This window comes from Microbacterium hydrocarbonoxydans (genome assembly GCF_011752045.1).
Classification (GTDB): domain Bacteria; phylum Actinomycetota; class Actinomycetes; order Actinomycetales; family Microbacteriaceae; genus Microbacterium.
Genome location: NZ_JAAKXW010000003.1, coordinates 99,881 through 118,285, shown reverse-complemented (window position 1 = coordinate 118,285; position 18,405 = coordinate 99,881). Strand labels below are relative to the sequence as shown.

The 18,405-nt window shown below is 71.0% G+C and carries 15 protein-coding genes; 6 read left to right on the top strand and 9 right to left on the bottom strand.

The genetic code is table 11. The features are described from left to right. Positions 1 to 72 precede the first annotated feature (72 nt). A complete protein-coding gene (locus G6G98_RS11640) occupies positions 73 to 969 on the bottom strand; it encodes an aldose 1-epimerase family protein (RefSeq protein ID WP_208321478.1) in 897 nt (298 codons plus the stop codon). A 260-nt stretch (positions 970 to 1,229) separates the two neighbouring features. Between G6G98_RS11640 and G6G98_RS11635 the strand changes: the two genes are divergently transcribed. Further along, positions 1,230 to 3,467 carry a DEAD/DEAH box helicase gene (locus G6G98_RS11635; RefSeq protein ID WP_164234221.1) on the top strand — a complete coding sequence of 746 codons (2,238 nt, stop codon included), beginning with the start codon at positions 1,230 to 1,232 and terminating at the stop codon, positions 3,465 to 3,467. Positions 3,468 to 3,617: 150 nt separating this feature from the next. Here G6G98_RS11635 and G6G98_RS11630 read toward each other — a convergent pair whose 3' ends face one another. Both G6G98_RS11630 and G6G98_RS11625 read right to left on the bottom strand, forming a co-directional pair. Continuing rightward, positions 3,618 to 4,157 carry a YaeQ family protein gene (locus G6G98_RS11630; protein ID WP_164234222.1) on the bottom strand — a complete coding sequence of 180 codons (540 nt, stop codon included), beginning with the start codon at positions 4,155 to 4,157 and terminating at the stop codon, positions 3,618 to 3,620. Between the two features lie 41 nt (positions 4,158 to 4,198). Then, positions 4,199 to 6,274, bottom strand: a complete 2,076-nt coding sequence (locus G6G98_RS11625) for an intein-containing Rv2578c family radical SAM protein (protein WP_208321477.1) — start codon at positions 6,272 to 6,274, stop codon at positions 4,199 to 4,201. A gap of 83 nt (positions 6,275 to 6,357) precedes the next feature. Between G6G98_RS11625 and G6G98_RS11620 the strand changes: the two genes are divergently transcribed. Further along, positions 6,358 to 7,293, top strand: coding sequence for a M15 family metallopeptidase (locus G6G98_RS11620; RefSeq protein ID WP_164234223.1), 936 nt, complete (start codon positions 6,358 to 6,360; stop codon positions 7,291 to 7,293). A gap of 151 nt (positions 7,294 to 7,444) precedes the next feature. Then, on the top strand, positions 7,445 to 8,608 hold the full coding sequence (locus G6G98_RS11615; protein ID WP_067356073.1) for an acyl-CoA dehydrogenase family protein: 1,164 nt from the start codon (positions 7,445 to 7,447) through the stop codon (positions 8,606 to 8,608). 227 nt (positions 8,609 to 8,835) lie between these two features. Here G6G98_RS11615 and G6G98_RS11610 read toward each other — a convergent pair whose 3' ends face one another. The 4 genes from G6G98_RS11610 to G6G98_RS11595 are packed head-to-tail and all read right to left on the bottom strand — an operon-like array spanning position 8,836 to position 12,975. After that, on the bottom strand, positions 8,836 to 9,507 hold the full coding sequence (locus G6G98_RS11610; RefSeq protein ID WP_243842104.1) for an ECF transporter S component: 672 nt from the start codon (positions 9,505 to 9,507) through the stop codon (positions 8,836 to 8,838). Next, on the bottom strand, positions 9,504 to 10,379 hold the full coding sequence (locus G6G98_RS11605) for a siderophore-interacting protein (RefSeq protein ID WP_164234224.1): 876 nt from the start codon (positions 10,377 to 10,379) through the stop codon (positions 9,504 to 9,506). The genes G6G98_RS11610 and G6G98_RS11605 overlap by 4 nt, the downstream gene beginning before the upstream one ends. 11 nt (positions 10,380 to 10,390) lie before the next feature. Then, positions 10,391 to 11,209, bottom strand: a complete 819-nt coding sequence (locus G6G98_RS11600) for an energy-coupling factor transporter transmembrane component T (protein ID WP_164234225.1) — start codon at positions 11,207 to 11,209, stop codon at positions 10,391 to 10,393. Next, positions 11,206 to 12,975: an ABC transporter ATP-binding protein gene (locus tag G6G98_RS11595; protein WP_243842103.1), complete on the bottom strand. Its 1,770-nt coding sequence runs from the start codon at positions 12,973 to 12,975 to the stop codon at positions 11,206 to 11,208. The genes G6G98_RS11600 and G6G98_RS11595 overlap by 4 nt, the downstream gene beginning before the upstream one ends. A 145-nt stretch (positions 12,976 to 13,120) precedes the next feature. Here G6G98_RS11595 and lysA point away from each other — a divergent pair, with 145 nt between their 5' ends. The 3 genes from lysA to G6G98_RS11580 all read left to right on the top strand — a co-directional run bounded on the left by lysA (position 13,121) and on the right by G6G98_RS11580 (position 16,830). Next, on the top strand, positions 13,121 to 14,374 hold the full coding sequence (gene lysA, locus G6G98_RS11590) for a diaminopimelate decarboxylase (RefSeq protein ID WP_164234227.1): 1,254 nt from the start codon (positions 13,121 to 13,123) through the stop codon (positions 14,372 to 14,374). 87 nt (positions 14,375 to 14,461) lie between these two features. Then, a complete protein-coding gene (locus G6G98_RS11585; protein WP_067356056.1) occupies positions 14,462 to 15,919 on the top strand; it encodes an amino acid permease in 1,458 nt (485 codons plus the stop codon). Next, positions 15,916 to 16,830 carry a universal stress protein gene (locus G6G98_RS11580; RefSeq protein ID WP_067356053.1) on the top strand — a complete coding sequence of 305 codons (915 nt, stop codon included), beginning with the start codon at positions 15,916 to 15,918 and terminating at the stop codon, positions 16,828 to 16,830. The genes G6G98_RS11585 and G6G98_RS11580 overlap by 4 nt, the downstream gene beginning before the upstream one ends. Positions 16,831 to 16,910: 80 nt before the next feature. On the opposite strand, the gene ddaH is transcribed toward G6G98_RS11580, so the two are convergent. Further along, positions 16,911 to 17,672 carry a dimethylargininase gene (ddaH, locus tag G6G98_RS11575; protein ID WP_164234228.1) on the bottom strand — a complete coding sequence of 254 codons (762 nt, stop codon included), beginning with the start codon at positions 17,670 to 17,672 and terminating at the stop codon, positions 16,911 to 16,913. Between the two features lie 150 nt (positions 17,673 to 17,822). Next, positions 17,823 to 18,368: an ECF transporter S component gene (locus tag G6G98_RS11570; protein ID WP_164234229.1), complete on the bottom strand. Its 546-nt coding sequence runs from the start codon at positions 18,366 to 18,368 to the stop codon at positions 17,823 to 17,825. Positions 18,369 to 18,405 lie beyond the last annotated feature (37 nt).

Below are 18,405 nucleotides of genomic sequence, written 5' to 3'. Positions count from 1 at the left end.
GCGCCGAGAACCGCGCGTCCCGGCCGTGTTCGACCTGATTCTCCGGAGGTGCGGAGCCGGACCCGGCCCGCCTCAGCTGAGCTGGATGCCCCAGGTGAGCGTCCAGGTCTCGCCGGGAGCCAGGCGACGGATGCCGAGGCCGCTGTTCAGCGCGTCTGCGGGCGCCGTCATCGGCTCGATCGCCACCGCCAGGGCCTGCCCGGGATAGTTCGTCGACGTGAACACCTGCAGGAAGTCGAAGCCCTCGCCCTGCCACAGCGTGACACGGCGTCCGTCCGGTGCGGTCAGCGAAGTGCGCACCCGCCCGTCCTCGTCGCGGGCGAGATCGGTGAAGCCGGTGTCGAGGGACACGTCGCCGAGACGGACTCCGTCGCGCAGCGCCGCGTCGGCGGAGCGGGTGCCCGTGGGCAGCATCCGCTCGTCGGTCTCGAAGGCGGTCTGAGCTGGGATGCGCAGCACGAGGTCGTGCGGGTCGACGTCGCCGATCGTGACGAACGGATGGGTGCCGAGCGCGACCGGCGCGGACTCGGACGAGCGGTTGGTCAGCGTGTGGGTCACCTCGACGCCGTCAGAGGACAGCGCGTAGGTCACGGTCGTGTCGACGAGGTACGGGTATCCGGTCTGCGGCACGATCGTCGCGCGCAGCGTGGCGGCGGCATCCGTCTGCTCGATCTCGTAGGCGGTGAAGCGCAGCAGTCCGTGGCTGGCGTTGCCGAACTTGGGCTCGGTGATCGCGAGCTGGCGTGCGGTGCCGTCGTCGTCCCACAGCCCGTCGCGCACCCGGTTCGGCCACGGGGCCAGCACGACGCCGGAGCAGGAGGGGGTCGGGATGTCCAGCGGGTACGGGGAGACCAGTTCGACGTCGCCGATGCGGAGCGCGCGAAGCGAGGCGCCGACCTGTGCGATCTGGGCGGAGACGTCGCCGAGCCGGAGCTGAACCTGGGTGCCGGTGGGGGATGCGGAGTTCACCCCGCAATCGTACGGGGCCGAGGCGCTTTCCCAGTCTCGGCCGGTAGACTCGTGCGGTCGGCTTCGGACACCCGCGCAGGGCGCGGACGTTTTCGTGTGAGAAGTGTGAGTCCAGGGGCCGATGGTGAGCGTCGATCGACGCGAATCAACCATCACATGAATGGCCCCGGCCGCTGACAGTCCGGACCCGCGCTCAGGCGCCGGGTGCTCGCGCGTGCGCGCAGCGCTGTTCTCGTGCGAGAACTCAGAAGGACACACCGATGCCCAAGAACAAGAAGCCCCGCGGCGGGCGCCCCTCCGCCAACTTCGAGCCGCGCTACGGCGCCAAGAAGACCTCCTTCCACGACCGTCACCGCCCCGCGGGCGCCCGCGACGGCGCACGCGACGAGCGCGGCGGACGAGCGGATGCCGGCGAGCGCCGCCCCGCGACCGCCGGCTACGACCGTCGCCCCGGCAGCCGCAGCCCCGGTCACCGCGGATACCGCGCGGCCGAGGCCGAGAGCGGTGCGCCCAAGCAGCGCTGGAGCGCGCAGGAGCGCGCCGGCCGCGATGAGGCGCGCAGCATCCGCAACCGCGCCGAGTCGGGTCGCCGCGAGGCGCCGCACCACCGTGACGAGCGGGGCGGGCAGCGCTTCGAGCGTGCCGAGCGTCCGCGTTTCGACCGCGGCGCCGAGCGTCCACGTTTCGACCGCGACGACCGTTCCGGCGGACGCCGCTTCGATGACCGTCCTCGTCGCGATGACCGCGGCGCCGAGCGTCCGCGCTTCGCCGACCGCGGCACGGAGCGTCCGCGTTTCGCGCGCGACGACCGGCGGCCCACCGGCCCCGGAACCTACCGTGACGACCGCGGCGGGCAGCGCTTCGACCGCGACGACCGTCCTCGTCGCGACGACCGCGGCTTCGGAGACCGCCCGAACCGTGGCGACCGCACCGAGCGTCCGCGGTTCGATCGTGCTTCCGAGCGTCCGCGCTTCGACCGCGACGACCGTGGCGCCGACCGCCGCGGTTTCAACGACGCCAGCTCCTCCGAGCGTCCTGCTCGCTCCTACGACGCGGATCGGGCACGCCGTGCCTTCGACCGCGATCGGGCGCAGCGCTCCTTCGACGGCGGTCGCGACGACCGCGCCCGCCCTTCGACCGGCGGCGCCTACCGCACCGAGCGTCCGCATCGGGACGAGCGTCCGCGTCGCGACGAGCGGCCGAGCCGCAACGACTGGAATGCGAAGCCGAAGGCGGCCTTCGAGCCGGCCGACGACGTCGTGCACGAGCGCCTCGAGGCGCAGGCCGTTCAGGCGGTCGAGGTGCAGGGAGTGACCTTCGCCGACCTCGGCCTCGGCTCGAACATCACCGAGACCCTGGCGAACATGGGCGCCGAGACCCCGTTCCCGATCCAGGCGGCCAGCATCCCGGCCGTGCTCGAGGGCCGCGACGTGCTCGCCCGCGGGCGCACCGGATCCGGAAAGACGATCGCCTTCGGCGCGCCGCTGGTGGAGAGCGTGCTGAAGTCGCAGGCCGGCAAGCGTCGCGAGTTCGGCCGGGCCCCGCGCGCGATCATCCTCGCGCCGACCCGCGAGCTCGCGCTGCAGATCGACAAGACGATCCAGCCGATCGCCCGCAGCGTCGGCCTGTTCACCACGCAGATCTACGGCGGCGTCCCGCAGGGTCGTCAGGTCGGCGCGCTGAAGAAGGGCGTCGACATCGTCATCGGCACCCCGGGCCGTGTCGAGGACCTCGTCAACCAGGGCAAGCTCGACCTCTCCGAGACCCGGATCGCGGTGCTCGACGAGGCCGACCACATGTGCGAGCTCGGCTTCGTCGAGCCCGTGCAGCGCATCCTCCGCCACACCGCCGACGGCAGCCAGAAGCTGCTCTTCTCGGCCACGCTCGACCGGGAGGTCGCCGCGCTCGTCGACGAGTTCCTCGTGGATCCGGCCGTGTACGAGGTCGCCGGCGAGGACCAGGAGTCCAGCACGATCGAGCACCGCGTGCTCGTCATCGAGCACCGCGACAAGGCCGACATCCTCACCTCGCTCGTCGACCGCGACGGCAAGACGCTCGTCTTCGCGCGCACCCGCGCGTACGCCGAGATGCTCGCCGAGCAGTTCGACGACGCCGGGATCCCGGCCGTCTCCCTGCACGGCGACCTCAACCAGGCCAAGCGCACGCGCAATCTCGAGCGCCTCACCTCGGGTCGCGTGAACGTGCTCGTCGCCACCGACGTCGCGGCCCGCGGCATCCACGTCGACGACATCGATCTGGTGATCCAGGCGGATGCCCCGGACGAGTACAAGACGTACCTGCACCGTGCCGGCCGCACCGGCCGCGCCGGCCGCTCCGGCCGGGTCGTCACCCTGATCACGCGTCAGCGTCAGCGCCGGATGACGGAGCTGCTCGACCGCGCCGAGATCGACGCGCCGTTCGAGGCCGCGCGTCTGGACGACGACCTCATCGAGGAGATCGCCGGCCGCGTGCCGACCGCGGCAGACCTCACCTCCTGAGCCCCGCTCTCGAAGGCCCCGTTCCGGCATCCGCCGGGGCGGGGCCTTCGTCGACTTCTCGTGTACTCGGCGAGTGCACGAGAAGTTCGCGCCGACGAGCCGTGCACTCGCCGAGATGTCGTGCACTCGACGGCGGCGGCGGCGCGGGCCTCAGGAGAGCGTGTGCTCGTGCACGCCCGTCATCAGGCTGGTCCCGTTGAGGTCGAGGTACAGCACCTGCTCGGTGATGGTCATGGTCATGGTGTTGCGGCGCTCGAGCAGCGGCACGGCAGACTCGATGAACCCCGGATCGAAGCTGAACACGCGGATGTCCTCGGCGCGGTGGATGCGCTTGTCCGCCCACGGCGCCATCACCTTCGCCGGATCGCGGTGCGTGTACACGACGACGCGCTCGGCGAGCCGGGTGGCGTGGTGCAGGCGCTCGGCATCCGGCGCGCCGACCTCGATCCAGGCGGTGATGCGGCCGGTGAGATCGCGCACCAGCACCGCGGGCTCCTCGGTGGACGACACGGTGCCGCCGAAGGCGATGCCCTCGGCGTGCTCGAGTCCGTACGCGAGCACCCGGGTGAGCAGGTAGGTGTCCGTCTCGGACGGATGCCGCGCCGCGCGCAGCGAGAAATCCTCGTAGACGCCGCGATCCGTGTCCGCGAGCTGCACGTCGAAGGTGTGCATTGTCGAGCCGATAGCCATTCGACCGAGCCTACGCGCTTCTACGCCGGCGCCCGCGCCCGTCAGAACAGCATCGGCTGCGCCGGGGCGGATGCCGTCGACTCGAAGGCCGGCATCGGGCGAGTGCCGCGAACGGGGTAGTCGTCTTCATGACGTCCGTCGAGGCCGTGCATCCGGATGAGAGGGCGTGCGCGCTTGGCGAGCCACTGCCGGTAGGGTTTGGGCGCCTCGGCCGACATGCCCGGATACAGACCGCGGTACGAGGAGACGAGGTCGGGCCGGTGCTCGCCGAGCCACTGCATGAACCACGGCTTCACGCCGGGCCGCAGGTGCAGCGCGCCGTAGATGACCCGCACGGCGCCGGCCTCCCCGATCCGGGCGAGGGCCGTGTCGATCGCCTCCACGGAGTCGGTCATGTGGGGCAGGATCGGCATCAGGAAGACGGTCACGCGGAATCCCGCGTCCGTCAGCGCCCGGACCGTGTCGAGCCGCGCCTGCGTGGTCGGAGCTCCGGGCTCGATCGCCTTCTGCAGCGCATCGTCGTACATCGCGATCGACATCTGGATGTCGACGGGCACGCGCTTCGCCGCCTCCACCAGCAGCGGGATGTCGCGCCGGATCAGCGTGCCCTTGGTGAGGATCGACATCGGCGTGCCGGATGCTGCGAGCGTCTCGATGATCCCCGGCATGAGCTTGTAGCGTCCCTCGGCCCGCTGATACGGGTCGGTGTTCGTGCCGAGCGCGACGAGCTCGTGCCGCCAGCTCCCGCGGCGCAGCTCCCGCTCGAGCGTCTCCACGACATTCACCTTCACGACGATCTGCGAGTCGAAGTCCGACCCGCCGTCGAGGTCGAGGTACTCGTGGGTGCCGCGGGCGAAGCAGTTGTGACTGATCACTCCGTTCGCGATGAAGTCACCCGTACCCGTCGTGATGTCGAGAAGATCCGATTCGCCCTCGAGCGGCGTGATCGCGATGACCCTGAGGTCGGCGATGGTCTTGACTGCGGTGCCCTCGAGCGTCATCTTCCGCGTGATCGCGGGACGGACTGTGTCGAAGAAGCGCTGCCGGCTCGGCAAGCCTCCGGTCACGCGGACTGTTCGCACGCCGCTCGGTCGGGGGGCCTCGACCACGTACGGCATGCCGATGCTCTGCATCCCTGCCTCGATGAGGTCGATGATCACGGCATCTTTGTTAGAGATCCGGAGCACTCCCCGTGAACAACTGCCTTCTGCGTCGAAGATGCCGGCGAGGAAACCGGCATACCAGTCGCGTCCTGCATCCGCGGGCGTCATGACGAGTGATTCGATGGCCTCGACGTGCGAGCGCGCCGCCGTGTGGATCGCCTCAGCCGCGCTCCTCGCCGACGTCGCAACAGCGAACGGACGCGTCCGCGTCGGCACGCCCTCCTCGACGAGGAAGTCACGGGAGCGCTGGAGCGCCTCGTCGTCGATCAGCGCCAACCGGAAACGATGGATCTCCCGCGTCCTCGTAGGACTGGAATAGGAGCCGTGGAAGATCATGCCGTCGCCGCGGATCATCCCGGCGAGATATCCACGGCGGTACTCGGCACCGGCGTGATCGATCGACGGCGCGTCGGCCCCAGTTCCGAACCCCATCAGCCGATTGTTCAGGGTGAGGTGCGGGCGCTGCCCGTTGTCGGCATCCGTGACGTGCTTCCAGCCGCGATCCGTGAGAAAGCGGTGATCCCCGCTGGCGATGAGCGAGGTGCCGTCGGCGAGCGTGACGCGATACGCCTGCTTCCGGGTGCTCCACCTCGCCTTGATGGTCGTTCGCACATAACGGCGGTAGACGCCGCGCACCTCGGTGCCGATGATCTCGTCACCGATCTCCAGCTCCCGCAGCGGGCGCTGCCGTCCGTCCGCGCACAGGATGAGCGTGTCCGGGGACAGGCAGTAGACGCAGGCATGACTGCATCCCCGGTACGGGTTGATCGTCCAGGTGAACGGCATCCGGGACGCACCGGGCACCTTGTTCAGCGCCGACTTCGAGAGCACCTCGTGAAAGGTCATCCCCGCGAACTCGGGGGTGGTGACCGTGCGCAGGATGCTGGAGCGGTCCTCCAGGCCGGGCAGCGCCGCGGCATCCACGTCGCCGAGCTTCTGTCCCTGCCACCTCATGCCCCAATTCGAACAGAAGAACGATACTGAGTCAAGACGGTATGGAAGATATGTTCTATCCCGGATGGGGGGACAATAGAGGCATGTACTCCGTGCCGCAGCCTCAGCATGCGGCGCCGCCTTCCCCGATCCATGGACCCGCTCTGCCGATCGGCCTCGCAGTGACCGCGCTGGGCATCCTGCTCTCGCTCGCGAGTGCGCCCGTGGCCTCGTCAGCGGAGCGCGAGCAGCCGATGCCGGAGCCGGTTCTGGTGCAGGAGGTGCCCTCCGTGCAGGTCGGTGCGACCACCGCGGCCGACCCGTGCGCGGAGCCTGCCGTGCTGGAGGCGATCGCGTCCGCCGACGACGCCGCGACGATCGCCGGCTTCGGCGGCGGGGAGAGCTTCCGTGCGGCGGTGGTCGCCGGGAACGCCCCGTGCATCTCGCTCGACGACCCCAGCCATGTCTGGGTCGTCGTGAACAAGGCGCGTCCGCTCGCGCCGATCGACTTCGCCCCGGCATCCCTCGCCGACATCCCCCTGCCGATGACCACGGGCTCGAGCCGCGCCCGTGCCGATGTCGCCGAGGCCGTCGGCTCGCTGGCCGCCGCCGCAGAGGCGGCCGGGGCCGGGCGGATCGGCGCCAACAACGGCTACCGTTCCTACGACCTCCAGGTGCGCACGCACGCCGCCCATGTCGACAACAGGGGCCAGGCCGACGCGGATGCCGCCTCCGCGCGCGCCGGCCACAGCGAGCACCAGACCGGGCTCGCCCTCGACCTCGTCGCCTGCAGCCCCGCCTGCGGGGAGATCGACGCCTTCGGCGGCACGCCGCAGGGCGCGTGGGTCGCCGAGCACGCATGGGAGCACGGCTTCATCGTGCGCTACGAGGAGGTCGGCACCGCCGTGACCGGATACAAGCCGGAGGCATGGCACCTGCGGTACGTCGGCACCGAGCTCGCGGCGGCCTACCACCACGGTGGCTTCCACACGCTGGAGGAGTTCTTCGGCCTCCCTGCGGCCCCCGAGTACCCGCACTGAGCCGCTGCGGAGCGCCCTCTGGCGGCATCCGACAATCGCGGAACCCAGTCTCACCGAATGTGGGATGCATTCTCACAACTCGCCGCCGTCCCCTGTGATCCCGGCATAGAATCGCCGGAGCAGCGACGCACGAGACTCACCGGAGGACCCCATGGAACGCGACATCTACGAAGAGGACCACGAGGCGTTCCGCGACCTCGTCAAGGACTTCGTCAAGCGCCACGTCACGAACGAGGCCATCGAGAAGTGGGATGCCGCCGGCGAGATCGACCGCGAGACCATGCTCGCCGCGGGTGAGGCCGGGCTCATCGGCCTGTCCGTCCCCGAGGAGTTCGGCGGCGCAGGGATGCTGCAGGACTACCGCTTCCGCACGATCGTGATGGAGGAGGTCATCGCCGCCGGCGCAGGCTCGCTGGCGGGCGCGTTCGGCATCCAGGACGACCTCGCCGTCCCCTACCTCGTGCACATGGGCACCCAGGAGCAGAAGGAGAAGTGGCTGCCTCGCATGGCCACCGGCGAGGTGCTCGGCGCCCTCGCGATGACCGACCCCGGCGCCGGCTCGGACCTCCGCGGCATCAAGACGAACGCGAAGAAGGTCGACGGAGGCTACATCCTCAACGGCGCGAAGACGTTCATCTCCTCGGGCACGACGGCCGACGTCGTCGTCACCTTCGTGAAGACGGGTGAGGGCAACCGCCCCGACGCGTTCAGCCTGCTCCTCGTGGAGAAGGGCATGGAGGGCTTCGACCAGGGCAAGAAGCTCAGCAAGATGGGCTTCCACGGCTGGGACACCGCCGAGCTCAGCTTCACCGACGTGTTCGTCCCCGACGAGAACCTCATCAGCGGCAAGGAGGGTCAGGGCTTCATCCAGCTGATGCTGAACCTGCCGCTGGAGCGCCTGTCGATCGGCGTCGCGGCGGCGGCGGCCGCGCAGGCCGCGCTCGGCTGGACCATCGCCTACACGAAGGAGCGCGAGGCGTTCGGCGAGCGCATCGCGGACTTCCAGAACACCCGGTTCCGGCTCGCGGACATGGCGGCGACGACCGAGGCGCTCTGGGCGTACGTCGACCGCGCCCTGCTCGCCTACAAGGACGGCAAGCTCACCGCCGAGGACGCCGCGAAGGTCAAGTTCTGGGGCACCGAGCGCGAGTGGGAGGTGCTCGACATGGGCGTGCAGCTGCACGGCGGCTACGGCTACATCATGGAGTACCCGATCGCGCGCGCCTTCACAGACGCCCGCGTGCACCGCATCTACGGAGGCACGAACGAGATCATGCGCGACCTCGTCGGCCGTCAGATCGCCGGCAAGCGCTGACGCATCGCCTCTGAGGGGCCCCGGATGCCGCATCCGGGGCCCCTTGGCATGCGGAGCGCCGGTCGGGTGCGCGAGAAGTCGGAGTTCCGGCGCGACTCGCGGGGGACGGATGCCGCGGCGCGCGGCGTGTCGTCACGAACCTCCGACTTCTCGCACGGTGCCGGGCGCCGTACACGGCCAGGCGCCGTGCCGTCCGCGCCGTGCCCGCCCGCCCGCCCGCGCGAGCGTCAGCCGCGGGGCGCGCGGCCGCCGACGCCTGCGCGGCGCAGGCGGTCGGCGATGAGGATGCCGAGGGCGGTGGCGACGACGCAGCTCGCGATCGTGACCGCGAAGAAAGCGCCCTGATACCAGAGGCCGAACGCGCCCAGGTCGAACCAGGCCCAGGCCGAGATCGGGTACACGACGCCGACGATGACTGCGCCGGCGTAGTGCATCCAGGCGCCCCAGTACCGCCAGAGCACGAAGAGGAACGGCAGCTCGGTGAACGCAGCCCACCACAGGTTCGTGAGCACGCTCGCGAAGCCGTAGCCGGAGAACGGCACCAGCACGAGCCCGGCGAGCAGCCCGACGAGCAGCCCGACCAGGGGCCGGCGCAGCAGCCGCAGCGCGATGACCGAGGGCAGCAGCCAGAGCCCGGCGAATCCCGTGCTCAGGAAGGGGACGCCGGCGAGCAGCGTGGAGAGCCAGTTCGCCGGTCCGAGCAGGATCGCCCCGGCGACGCCGAGCGCCGCGCAGGTCAGCAGCACCGCGGTCGGGAAGCGCCCGGTGCCGGCGATGCGTGGTCGATTCCGCATCTCCGCGGCCGGTTCCGGATGCTCTTCCGACCCCGCACCGGGGAGGAACGCGGCTTCGGGCGCCGGCGCGGACGGGCCCGGCGACGCGGCATCCGCCCCGCTCATGCGCGCGCCTCCGCCGCAGCTTCGCGTGCGGCCCTCGAGGCGGGGGCGGCTGCCCCGACCTTCCAGTACCCGCAGAAGCTGACGGACTGCCTGTCGACGCCGCGCTCGCCGACGAGGTGCTTGCGGACGCCGGAGGCGAGGGCCTGCTCGCCGGCCGCGTACGCGTGGAAAGGGGCATCCGGCAGTGGCGCCTCGCGCATCGCGGAGAGGGCCAGGGCGCCGGGGGCGGCGGAGTGCGGCCGGGTGATCCAGACCACCTCGACTCCTGCGGGGCGAGGGAACTCCAGGGCGTCCTCGTCGGAGGGGACCTCGATGATCGCGGTGCCGGTCGCCGTGGCGGGCAGCGAGGCGCAGATCGAGGCGATCGCGGGCAGGGCCGTCTCGTCACCGACGAGCATCACGCGGTCGGTGCCCCGTTGCGGGTTGAAGGTCAGGCCCTCGTCGATGATGAGCACGTGCTCGCCGGGGGCGCAGGTCTCCGCCCACCGGGAGGCGGGCCCGGCGGTGCCGTCGGCGGCCGATCCGTGCAGCACGAAGTCGACGTCGATCTCGGCGCCGGCATCCGCCGTGGCCGGCCGGTAGGCGCGGACGCTGTAATTGCGCATCACGGGGCGCTCTCCGTCGGGGATCCGGAGGAACTTCAGGTACCCGAACATCCTGTTCGCCTTCGCCGGCACCCGGTCGAGTCCTGCGTCACCGCCGATCGGCAGGAACAGCCGGAACCACTGGTCGAAGCCCATCGGGCGGAACCTCTCGATCTCGCCGCCGCCGAGCGTGACGCGCATCCAGTGCGCCGAGAGGCGCTCGGTGCGCACCACGCTGAGGGGGATGAGCTCGGAGGAGAGCGGTTTGACCAGCTTGCTGTACGCCATCGCGTCGCCTTTCAGGGGAGCTGCCAGGGGAAGAGGATCGTGAAGATCGCCGCCGACACGGCCAGGCACAGCACGATGAAGACGGCGTCGCGCACGCGGAAGGGCACGAGATGGCGCTCGGTGCGCGTCGGGTGCGCGCCGAAGGCGCGCGAGTCCATGGCGAGGGCGACGCGCTCAGCGTGCCGGATGGCCCCGGCGAGGAGGGGCACGATGTAACCCCAGCCGCGGGCGATCCGTGCGAACGGCCCGCGCCCTCCGTGGTGGCCGCGCACGCGGTGCGCCGCGCGGATCACCGACAGCTCGTACCCGAAGCGCGGCACGAAGCGGAAGGCGGCGAGGGCGGTGTGGCCGATCCGGTACGGCACCCGGAGCTGCTGCACGCTCGCCCGGACGAGGTCGGGGCCGGTCGTCGTGAGGCCCCCGATGAGCGCGAGCGCGAGTATCGCTCCGAGCCGGAGGGCGGTGGCGAAGCCGATCTCGAGTGCGCCCTGGAACAGCGTCCATTCGCCGATCCGCAGCACCGGGATGCTGTCGCGCACGAGGCCGGCGTCGACCCAGAGCGCGAATCCGGATCCGAGGGCGAGGATGCCGAGCGGCACGCCGAGGAACAGCAGCGCCGCCGTGCGGCGGGTGATCCGGGCGCCGACGAGGATCACCGCGTAGGAGAGCACGAGGAACGTCGCCGGCGTCGCGAGATCGCGCACGAACACGAGGAGCAGCATGGCCGGCACGACGCCGGCCACCTTCGCGAGCGGATTGAGCGCGTACAGGAAGTGCCGCGATGAGGCGGGGGCGATCGCGGCGTACGGGTCGATGGTCCGGGTGCTCATGCGGTGCCCGCCAGCATCCGGTGCAGGGCCGGCAGTCGCAGCCCCGCCGAGGTGAAGGTGTGCTCGCCGGCGAAGAGCTCCGCGGTGGTGCCCGCCGCGTGCACCCGTCCGCCGGCGAGGATCACCGTGTGCGTGGCGTGCTCGGCCACCAGCTGCAGGTCGTGGGTGACGACCACGACCGTCGTTCCCTCCGCGCGCAGCGACTCCAGAAGGTCGAGGAGCTCGGCGGCGCGGGCGCGGTCCTGCCCGAAGGTCGGCTCGTCCAGCGCGAGCACCCGCGGACGGGAGATCAGCGCCGTGCCCACCGAGAGCCGCCGCTTCTCGCCGCCGGAGAGCAGGAACGGATGCACGCCCGCCTTGTGCGCGAGGCCGAAGCGGTCGAGCATCTCGCCCACGCGGGCCTCGATCTCGGCATCCGGGGTCCGCCGCAGCCGCAGGCCGTGCGCGAGCTCGTCGAAGACGGTGTGCGCGATGAACTGGTGCTCCGGGTTCTGGAACACGAAGCCGATGCGGCTCGACAGCTCGCGCGGGGAGGCGGAACCCGGATCGATCCCGTCGACCGCGACCTGGCGCCGGGGCGGGGGCACGACCCCGCCGAGCGCCTGGATGAGCGTGGTCTTGCCCGCGCCGTTCGCGCCGACGATCGCCGTCAGGGTGCCGGGGCGGATGTCGAGGTCGATCCCGTGCAGGATCTCGGTGCGGCCTCGGTGCACGGTGAGGCCGCGGGCGCGGATGATCGGGTCGGCCGTATCGCCGGTCGTTGAGCGAAGGAGGGGGGCGACTGAGTCGAAACGCCTGTCACTGGACTCGAACGCAACGTGAGGCGGTTCGTCTCGCTCCGCTGCGCTCCGCTCGCTCGACGACCGAGCAGTGACTGCCGGCTCGGAGTCGCTCAACGGCCAAGAGCTCGAGTTCAATGCCTCGCGCAGCTCCGCCACGGTCAGCGGGAGCGGGTCGACGGCGACGCCGGCCTCCCGCATCCGCAGGGCCGCGAGGGTCGCTGCGGGCAGCCACACGCCCATGTCGACGAGCTCGTCGACATGACGGCGCAGCACCTCATCGACCGGACCGTCGAAGGCCAGCCGGCCGGAGCGGTCGAGCACGATCGTCCGCGTCGCGAAGCCCATCGCCGCGTCGAGGTCGTGCTCCACGAGCAGGATCGCCCGGTCGCCCGCGGCGACGACATCCGCCAGTGCCTCGTAGACGTCGTCGATGCCCTGCGGGTCGAGGTTCGCGGTCGGCTCGTCGAGCACGATCAGCGGCGATCCCATGGCGAGCGCGCAGGCGATCGCGAGGCGCTGCCGGCCTCCGCCGGAGAGCCGGTCGGGGTTCTCCTCGCGGCGCTCCCAGAGACCGACGCGCCGCAGCGCGTCCTCGGTGCGTGCCGTCACGTCGGCGAGGGGGAGCAGCAGGTTCTCCGGGCCGAAGGCCACTTCGTCGTAGACGGTGCCCGTGACGATCTGGGCATCCGGGTCCTGGAAGACCATCGCGACCCGGGTGCTGAGCTGCGCGGTGGTGGTCGTCCGGGTGTCGAGACCGCCGGCCTCGACCGTTCCGGTCATGGTCGCCGGCACGGCGTGCGGGACGAGGCCGTTCAGCGCCAGCGTGAGCGTCGACTTGCCGGAACCCGAGGGGCCGAGCAGCAGCACGACCTCGCCGGGGCGGATGTCGAAGGAGACGCCGTCCGGCGCCGTCCGGCTCGGGCCGTCGCGCTCAGGGACCGAGGGGTCCGCGGCATCCGCGTGGGTGATCGAGAGGTCACGCACGCGCAGAAGGGGCGCGGATGGGCGCACAGGCGCTGCCTCGGTTCGTCGGATCGGACCGTTCTAACTTAGCTGAGCCTAACCTGATCCGCCATGCGGCCGGATCGTCCCGCGGATAGAGTGATCTCCGTCTTTTCGAAGGAGAACCATGACCGACCTGCTGTCCCTGCTGCCGCCCGGATCCGACGTCGATGGCGGCGTCCTGCGGATCTCCGGATGCCGGGTCGACGACCTCGCCCGCGAGTTCGGCACCCCGGCGATCGTCGTCGCCGAGCCGGCGCTGCGCGCGCGTGCACGGGAGTACCGCGAGGAAGCGGCGAAGCGCTGGCCCCGCGCGCGCGTCGTGTTCGCGTCGAAGTCCTTCCCCGCGACCGCGGTGCAGCGGGTCATGGTCGAGGAGGGACTCGGGCTCGACGTCGCCGGCGGCGGCGAGCTGCGCAGCGCCGTGAAGGCGGGCATCGACCCGGCCCTCCTCGTGCTGCACGGCAACGCGAAGTCCACCGACGAGATCGAGTACGCCGTGCAGGCGGGAGCTGGACTCGTCGTCGTCGACAACGCCGACGACGTCGACCGGCTCGAGGCCGCCGTGCCGCTCGGGTCCACGCAGGGCGTGCTCGTGCGCGTCGTGCCCGGAATCGAGTCCTCCACGCATCCTCACGTCGCGACCGGGCAGATCGGCTCGAAGTTCGGTCTCACGCCGCCGGCCGCGAAGGCCCTCATCGAGCGGATCGAGCGGAGCCCTCGACTGTCGATGCAGGGCGTGCACGCGCACGTCGGCTCGCAGATCCTCGACCCTTCCGAGCTCGCCGCTGCGGTCGAGCCGCTGGCGGCGATGGGGCAGTTCCCCGTGTACGACCTCGGCGGCGGTCTCGGCGCGCGGTACACCTACGACGAGCATCCGCCCGCCGTCGCCGACTACCTCGACGCCCTGCTGGGCGCTGCCCGCGCGCACCTGCCCGCGGAGGCCGAGATCATCATCGAGCCCGGCCGCAGCATGGTGAATGCGGCGGCGGCCACCCTGTACACGGTGACCACCGTGAAGCGCGACGCCCGCAACTTCGTGGCCGTCGACGGCGGCATGGGCGACAACCTCGAGGTGGCGCTGTTCGGGCAGCGCTACGAGGCCGCGCTCGCCGCGCGGATGGACGAGGAGCCGGCCGAGGACGCCGTCATCGTGGGGCGGCACTGCGAGAGCGGCGACGTGCTCATCGACGGCATCCGGCTGCCCGCGGCGAAGGTGGGCGACCTGCTCGTCGTGCCCGCGACCGGCGCCTACACGCACACCATGGCGAACAACTACAACGGCTACCGGCGCCCGCCCGTGGTCTTCGCGAACGAGGGGCAGGCGCGTGCGGTGGTGCGCCGGGAGACCTGGGAGGATCTGTTCGCGCGCGATGTTTGACGCCGATGTCAAAGAATGGCCGAATTAAGAGTATGATTCTCTGGGCCGCTCAACGAGGATCGGTCCGTGACACCCTGGAGCACTCCCATGACCTCAGTCACCCAGCAGCTGCTGCGCCGTAAGCCGGCCCCGATCGAAGGGGTCGAGGACTCGCATCTCAAGCGCAGCATCGGCCTCTTCGCCCTGACGATGATCGGCATCGGCGGGACGATCGGCACCGGAATCTTCTACGTCCTGTCCGGCGCCGTCCCGATCGCCGGTCCCGCCGTGGTCTGGTCGTTCATCATCGGCGGCGCCGTCGCCGGCGTGACGGCCCTCTGCTACGCCGAGCTCGCCGGCTCGGTGCCGGTCTCCGGCTCGACCTACTCCTACGCCTACACGACCCTCGGAGAGGCCCCCGCGATGGGCGTGGCCGCCTGCCTCCTGCTCGAGTACGGCGTCTCCACCGCCGGCGTGGCGGTCGGCTGGTCGCAGTACGTCAACCAGCTCCTTTTCAACCTGTTCGGCTTCCAGATCCCGCCGGAGCTCTCCAACGCCCCCGAGCAGGGCGGCATCATGAACCTGCCCGCCGTGATCGTGATCGCGCTCTGCGCGCTGCTGCTGCTCCGCGGAGTCGGCGAGTCCGCCACCATCAACGCGATCATGGTGCTCATCAAGATCGCCGTGCTGGTCTTCTTCGTGGCCGTCGCCGTCACCGGCTGGAACGCCGACCACTTCGCGAACTTCGCCCCCGCGGGCCTGCAGGGCATCGTCGCCGGCGCCGGCCTCATCTTCTTCTCCTTCATCGGGCTGGATGCCGTGTCGACGGCCGGTGGCGAGGCGAAGAACCCGAAGCGCAACCTGCCGCTCGCGATCATCTTCGCGCTCATCGTCGTCGTCGTGATGTACGTCGCCGTGTCGCTCACCGCGGTCGGCGCGCAGGCGCCCGAGAAGTTCGAGAACCAGAGCGCGGGCCTCTCCGCCATCCTGGAGAACCTCATCGGCGCATCCTGGCCGGGCACGGTGGTCGCCGCCGGCGCGGTGATCTCGATCTTCAGCGTCACCCTGGTGACCCTCTACGGCCAGACCCGCATCATCTTCGCGATGTCGCGCGACGGCATGGTGCCGCCGATCTTCTCCAAGGTCAACGCCCGCACGCTCTCGCCGGTCCCGAACGTGCTGATCGTCTCGGCCGTCATCGCGATCCTCGCCGCCGTCGTCCCGATCAACTTCCTCCTGGAGATGACGAGCATCGGCACCCTGGTCGCCTTCCTCGTGGTCTCGGTCGCGGTCATCATCCTCCGCAGGCGCGAGCCGAACCTCGAGCGCGGCTTCACGCTGCCGCTGCACCCGCTGATCCCGGTCCTGTCGATCCTCGGCTGCATCTGGATCATCACGCAGCTGCGCCCGATCACGATCATCGTGTTCGTCATCTGGACCGCCGCGTTCCTCGTCTTCTACTGGTTCTACGGCCGCCGCCGCTCGGCGCTGGAGAACTCGGCGGCCCACACCGGCGACATCCCGTTCACGTCGACCGTGGTGCAGCCGAAGGACGGCGACCGATGAGCATCCTCGTCGGGGTGAACCCGGGGCAGCGCTCGGCATCCGTCCTGCACCTGGCCGCGATGCTCGCCCGCTCGATCAAGACCGACCTCATCGTCGCAGCGGTGCTGCCGCAGTCGTGGTCGCCGCTGCGGCACAACGCCGACGGCGAGTGGCGGACGTACATGAGCGACTCCGCCGACATCGTGCTGGACCACGCGGCATCCGTGATCGTGGGCGTCAAGGCGACGTTCGTCCAGCACACGGCGCGCTCCGCGCACCGCGGCCTGCTCGAGCTCATCGAGGAGCACAAGCCCGACCTCGTCGTGGTGGGCTCCTCGTCGGCCGGAGCGATCGGGCAGATCGCCCTCGGCTCGACCAACGACGCCCTGCTGCACGCGTCTCCTGTGCCCGTCGCCATCGCGCCGCGAGGCTTCAGGGCGGCCGACACCGCCACGGTGACGCGCATCACGGCGGCCTACGGCGGAACGGATGCCGCGGCCGACGTCGTGCTCGGCGCAGCCGGCGTCGCCCAGTCGATCGGCGCCTCGCTGCGGGTGGCCTCGTTCGCGGTGACCCGCGGCAGCGTGACCGCCGGCGTCGGCCTCGAGGCCGAACAGGACGTCGCAGACGAGTGGGCACGCACCATCGAGGAGCATGTGCGATCGCTGCTCGCCGAGGTGACCGCCCTGCCGCGCGTCCCCGAGCTCGACGGCGCTGTCGTCGGCATGGGCGACACCTGGGCGCATGCCCTGGAGGATGTCGAGTGGGATGCCGGTGACGTGCTCGTCGTCGGCTCGAGCACGCTCGGCCCCCTCGCCCGCGTGTTCATCGGCTCGCACGCCACGAAGGTCGTGCGCAACTCCCCGGTGCCGGCGATCATCGTGCCGCGCCGAGCAGCCGAGGAGCTCGTCGAGGCCGCCGAGGAGGCCTGACTCCCGCGCTCCCTTCACGGAGAAGCCCGCCATTCCCCGGGGATGGCGGGCTTCTCCGTGAAGAGAGGCGGATGCCGCCGTCAGTCGCGGACGCGCACCGACAGGCAGGTCACGCAGCCCTCGAGCTTCTCGAACTCGGTGATCGGGGTCTCGATGACGGTGAGGCCGCGGTCGCGGAACAGCTGCGCGCTCCGCGGGGCGTCGGCGGACATCAGCACCGTGCTCTCGTCGAGGACGACGACCGCGGTGCCGTGCTCCTCGGGCACCGGGAGGAAGCTCGGGTACACCGACGGGTCGTCGACGAGCGGCGGGTAGCCGATCACGGTGCCGTCGGGGAGGGCGGTGACGCCGCTCTTCAGGTGCAGGACCTTCGTCACCGGCACGGACACGACGGTCCAGCCGCGCGGCGCGAGCAGGGCGTCGAGCTGCGCGATGCCCTCGGCGTCGGTGCGGAGCGTCTGACCGACGTACACGGTGCGGCCGACCTTGAGCACGTCGCCGCCGTCGAGGGTGCCCGGCTCCTCGATCGCGAGGAACGGGATGCCGGCGCGCTCGAGCGCGGCGCGCGTGGTGTCGATCTCGCCGCGACGGGAGTCCGCACCGGGGCGGGTGAGCACGGCGATGTCGCCGAACATCACCACGGTGTCCTCCACGAAGACGCCGTCGGCGTGCGCGTCGTCCGGCTCGATGTCGACCACGTCCCAGCCGCGCGAACGGTAGACGTCGACGTACTGCTCCCACTGCCGCTGCGCGAGCTCCGGGTCGACGGGGACCCGCTCGATGTGCGTGAGCTCGCCTTCGGCGAGGCGGGGCGAAGGACGACGGACGAGGATGCGCGACATTCCTCCAGGATAGGACGCGCGGCCTGCCGGTCAGGCGGGTGTTGCGCCCACGTGTCGAGACCCCCTGATGTCGTCGAGACCCCGTGCTGTCGACGTCGCCAGGGCGGGGTCTCGGCGGGAGGCCGGGGTCTCGGCAGTCGTTCCGGTGCGCTACCGCCGGGCGACGCCCGCGCGGGTGAGCGATGTGCCGACGCCGAGTCCGACGGCGGTCCAGGCGACCGGGCCGAGGACGGAGATGACGAGGTAGGTGATCTGCGCCCACGGCGCGAACTTGCCGAAGTCGACCGCGAGGAACACCACGACCGCGACGACGACGCCGATCACGACCGCCGAGACGAAGAAGCGCCAGGCTCCCCAGGAGCGGTAGCGGGTGAGTGCGGCGACGCCCTCCTGGATCGCGCCGAACAGCAGCGCGGTGCCGATGAAACGCAGCGCCCACGCCGGGTTGAACGCGCTCGCGATGAGCGCGGCGATCACGTGCGTGACCAGCGCGACGAGAGGCTTGCGCAGCACCTCCTGCGCGATGATGCCGGGCAGCACGTGCGAGCCGAGCACGAGCCCGTACGCCCAGGGCGCCCCGATCAGCACGACCGGGGTGAGCAGGCCCGCGACGCCCCCGAGCATCCCCGTCGCGACCCCGATCGCTGCGCAGACGAGCAGCACACGGGTCGTGAGGACGGGGGAGGTGGACGCCACGTCCCCAGCCTAGCTTCGGCCGGCGACGCCGCGGCGG

Coding starts and splice junctions, on each gene's coding strand:
- G6G98_RS11635 (WP_164234221.1), top strand. CDS start 1,230: ATGCCCAAGAACAAGAAGCCCCGCGGCGGGCGCCCCTCCGCCAACTTC.
- G6G98_RS11630 (WP_164234222.1), bottom strand. CDS start 4,157: ATGGCTATCGGCTCGACAATGCACACCTTCGACGTGCAGCTCGCGGAC.
- G6G98_RS11625 (WP_208321477.1), bottom strand. CDS start 6,274: ATGAGGTGGCAGGGACAGAAGCTCGGCGACGTGGATGCCGCGGCGCTG.
- G6G98_RS11620 (WP_164234223.1), top strand. CDS start 6,358: ATGTACTCCGTGCCGCAGCCTCAGCATGCGGCGCCGCCTTCCCCGATC.
- G6G98_RS11615 (WP_067356073.1), top strand. CDS start 7,445: ATGGAACGCGACATCTACGAAGAGGACCACGAGGCGTTCCGCGACCTC.
- G6G98_RS11610 (WP_243842104.1), bottom strand. CDS start 9,507: ATGAGCGGGGCGGATGCCGCGTCGCCGGGCCCGTCCGCGCCGGCGCCC.
- G6G98_RS11605 (WP_164234224.1), bottom strand. CDS start 10,379: ATGGCGTACAGCAAGCTGGTCAAACCGCTCTCCTCCGAGCTCATCCCC.
- G6G98_RS11600 (WP_164234225.1), bottom strand. CDS start 11,209: ATGAGCACCCGGACCATCGACCCGTACGCCGCGATCGCCCCCGCCTCA.
- lysA (WP_164234227.1), top strand. CDS start 13,121: ATGACCGACCTGCTGTCCCTGCTGCCGCCCGGATCCGACGTCGATGGC.
- G6G98_RS11585 (WP_067356056.1), top strand. CDS start 14,462: ATGACCTCAGTCACCCAGCAGCTGCTGCGCCGTAAGCCGGCCCCGATC.
- G6G98_RS11580 (WP_067356053.1), top strand. CDS start 15,916: ATGAGCATCCTCGTCGGGGTGAACCCGGGGCAGCGCTCGGCATCCGTC.
- ddaH (WP_164234228.1), bottom strand. CDS start 17,672: ATGTCGCGCATCCTCGTCCGTCGTCCTTCGCCCCGCCTCGCCGAAGGC.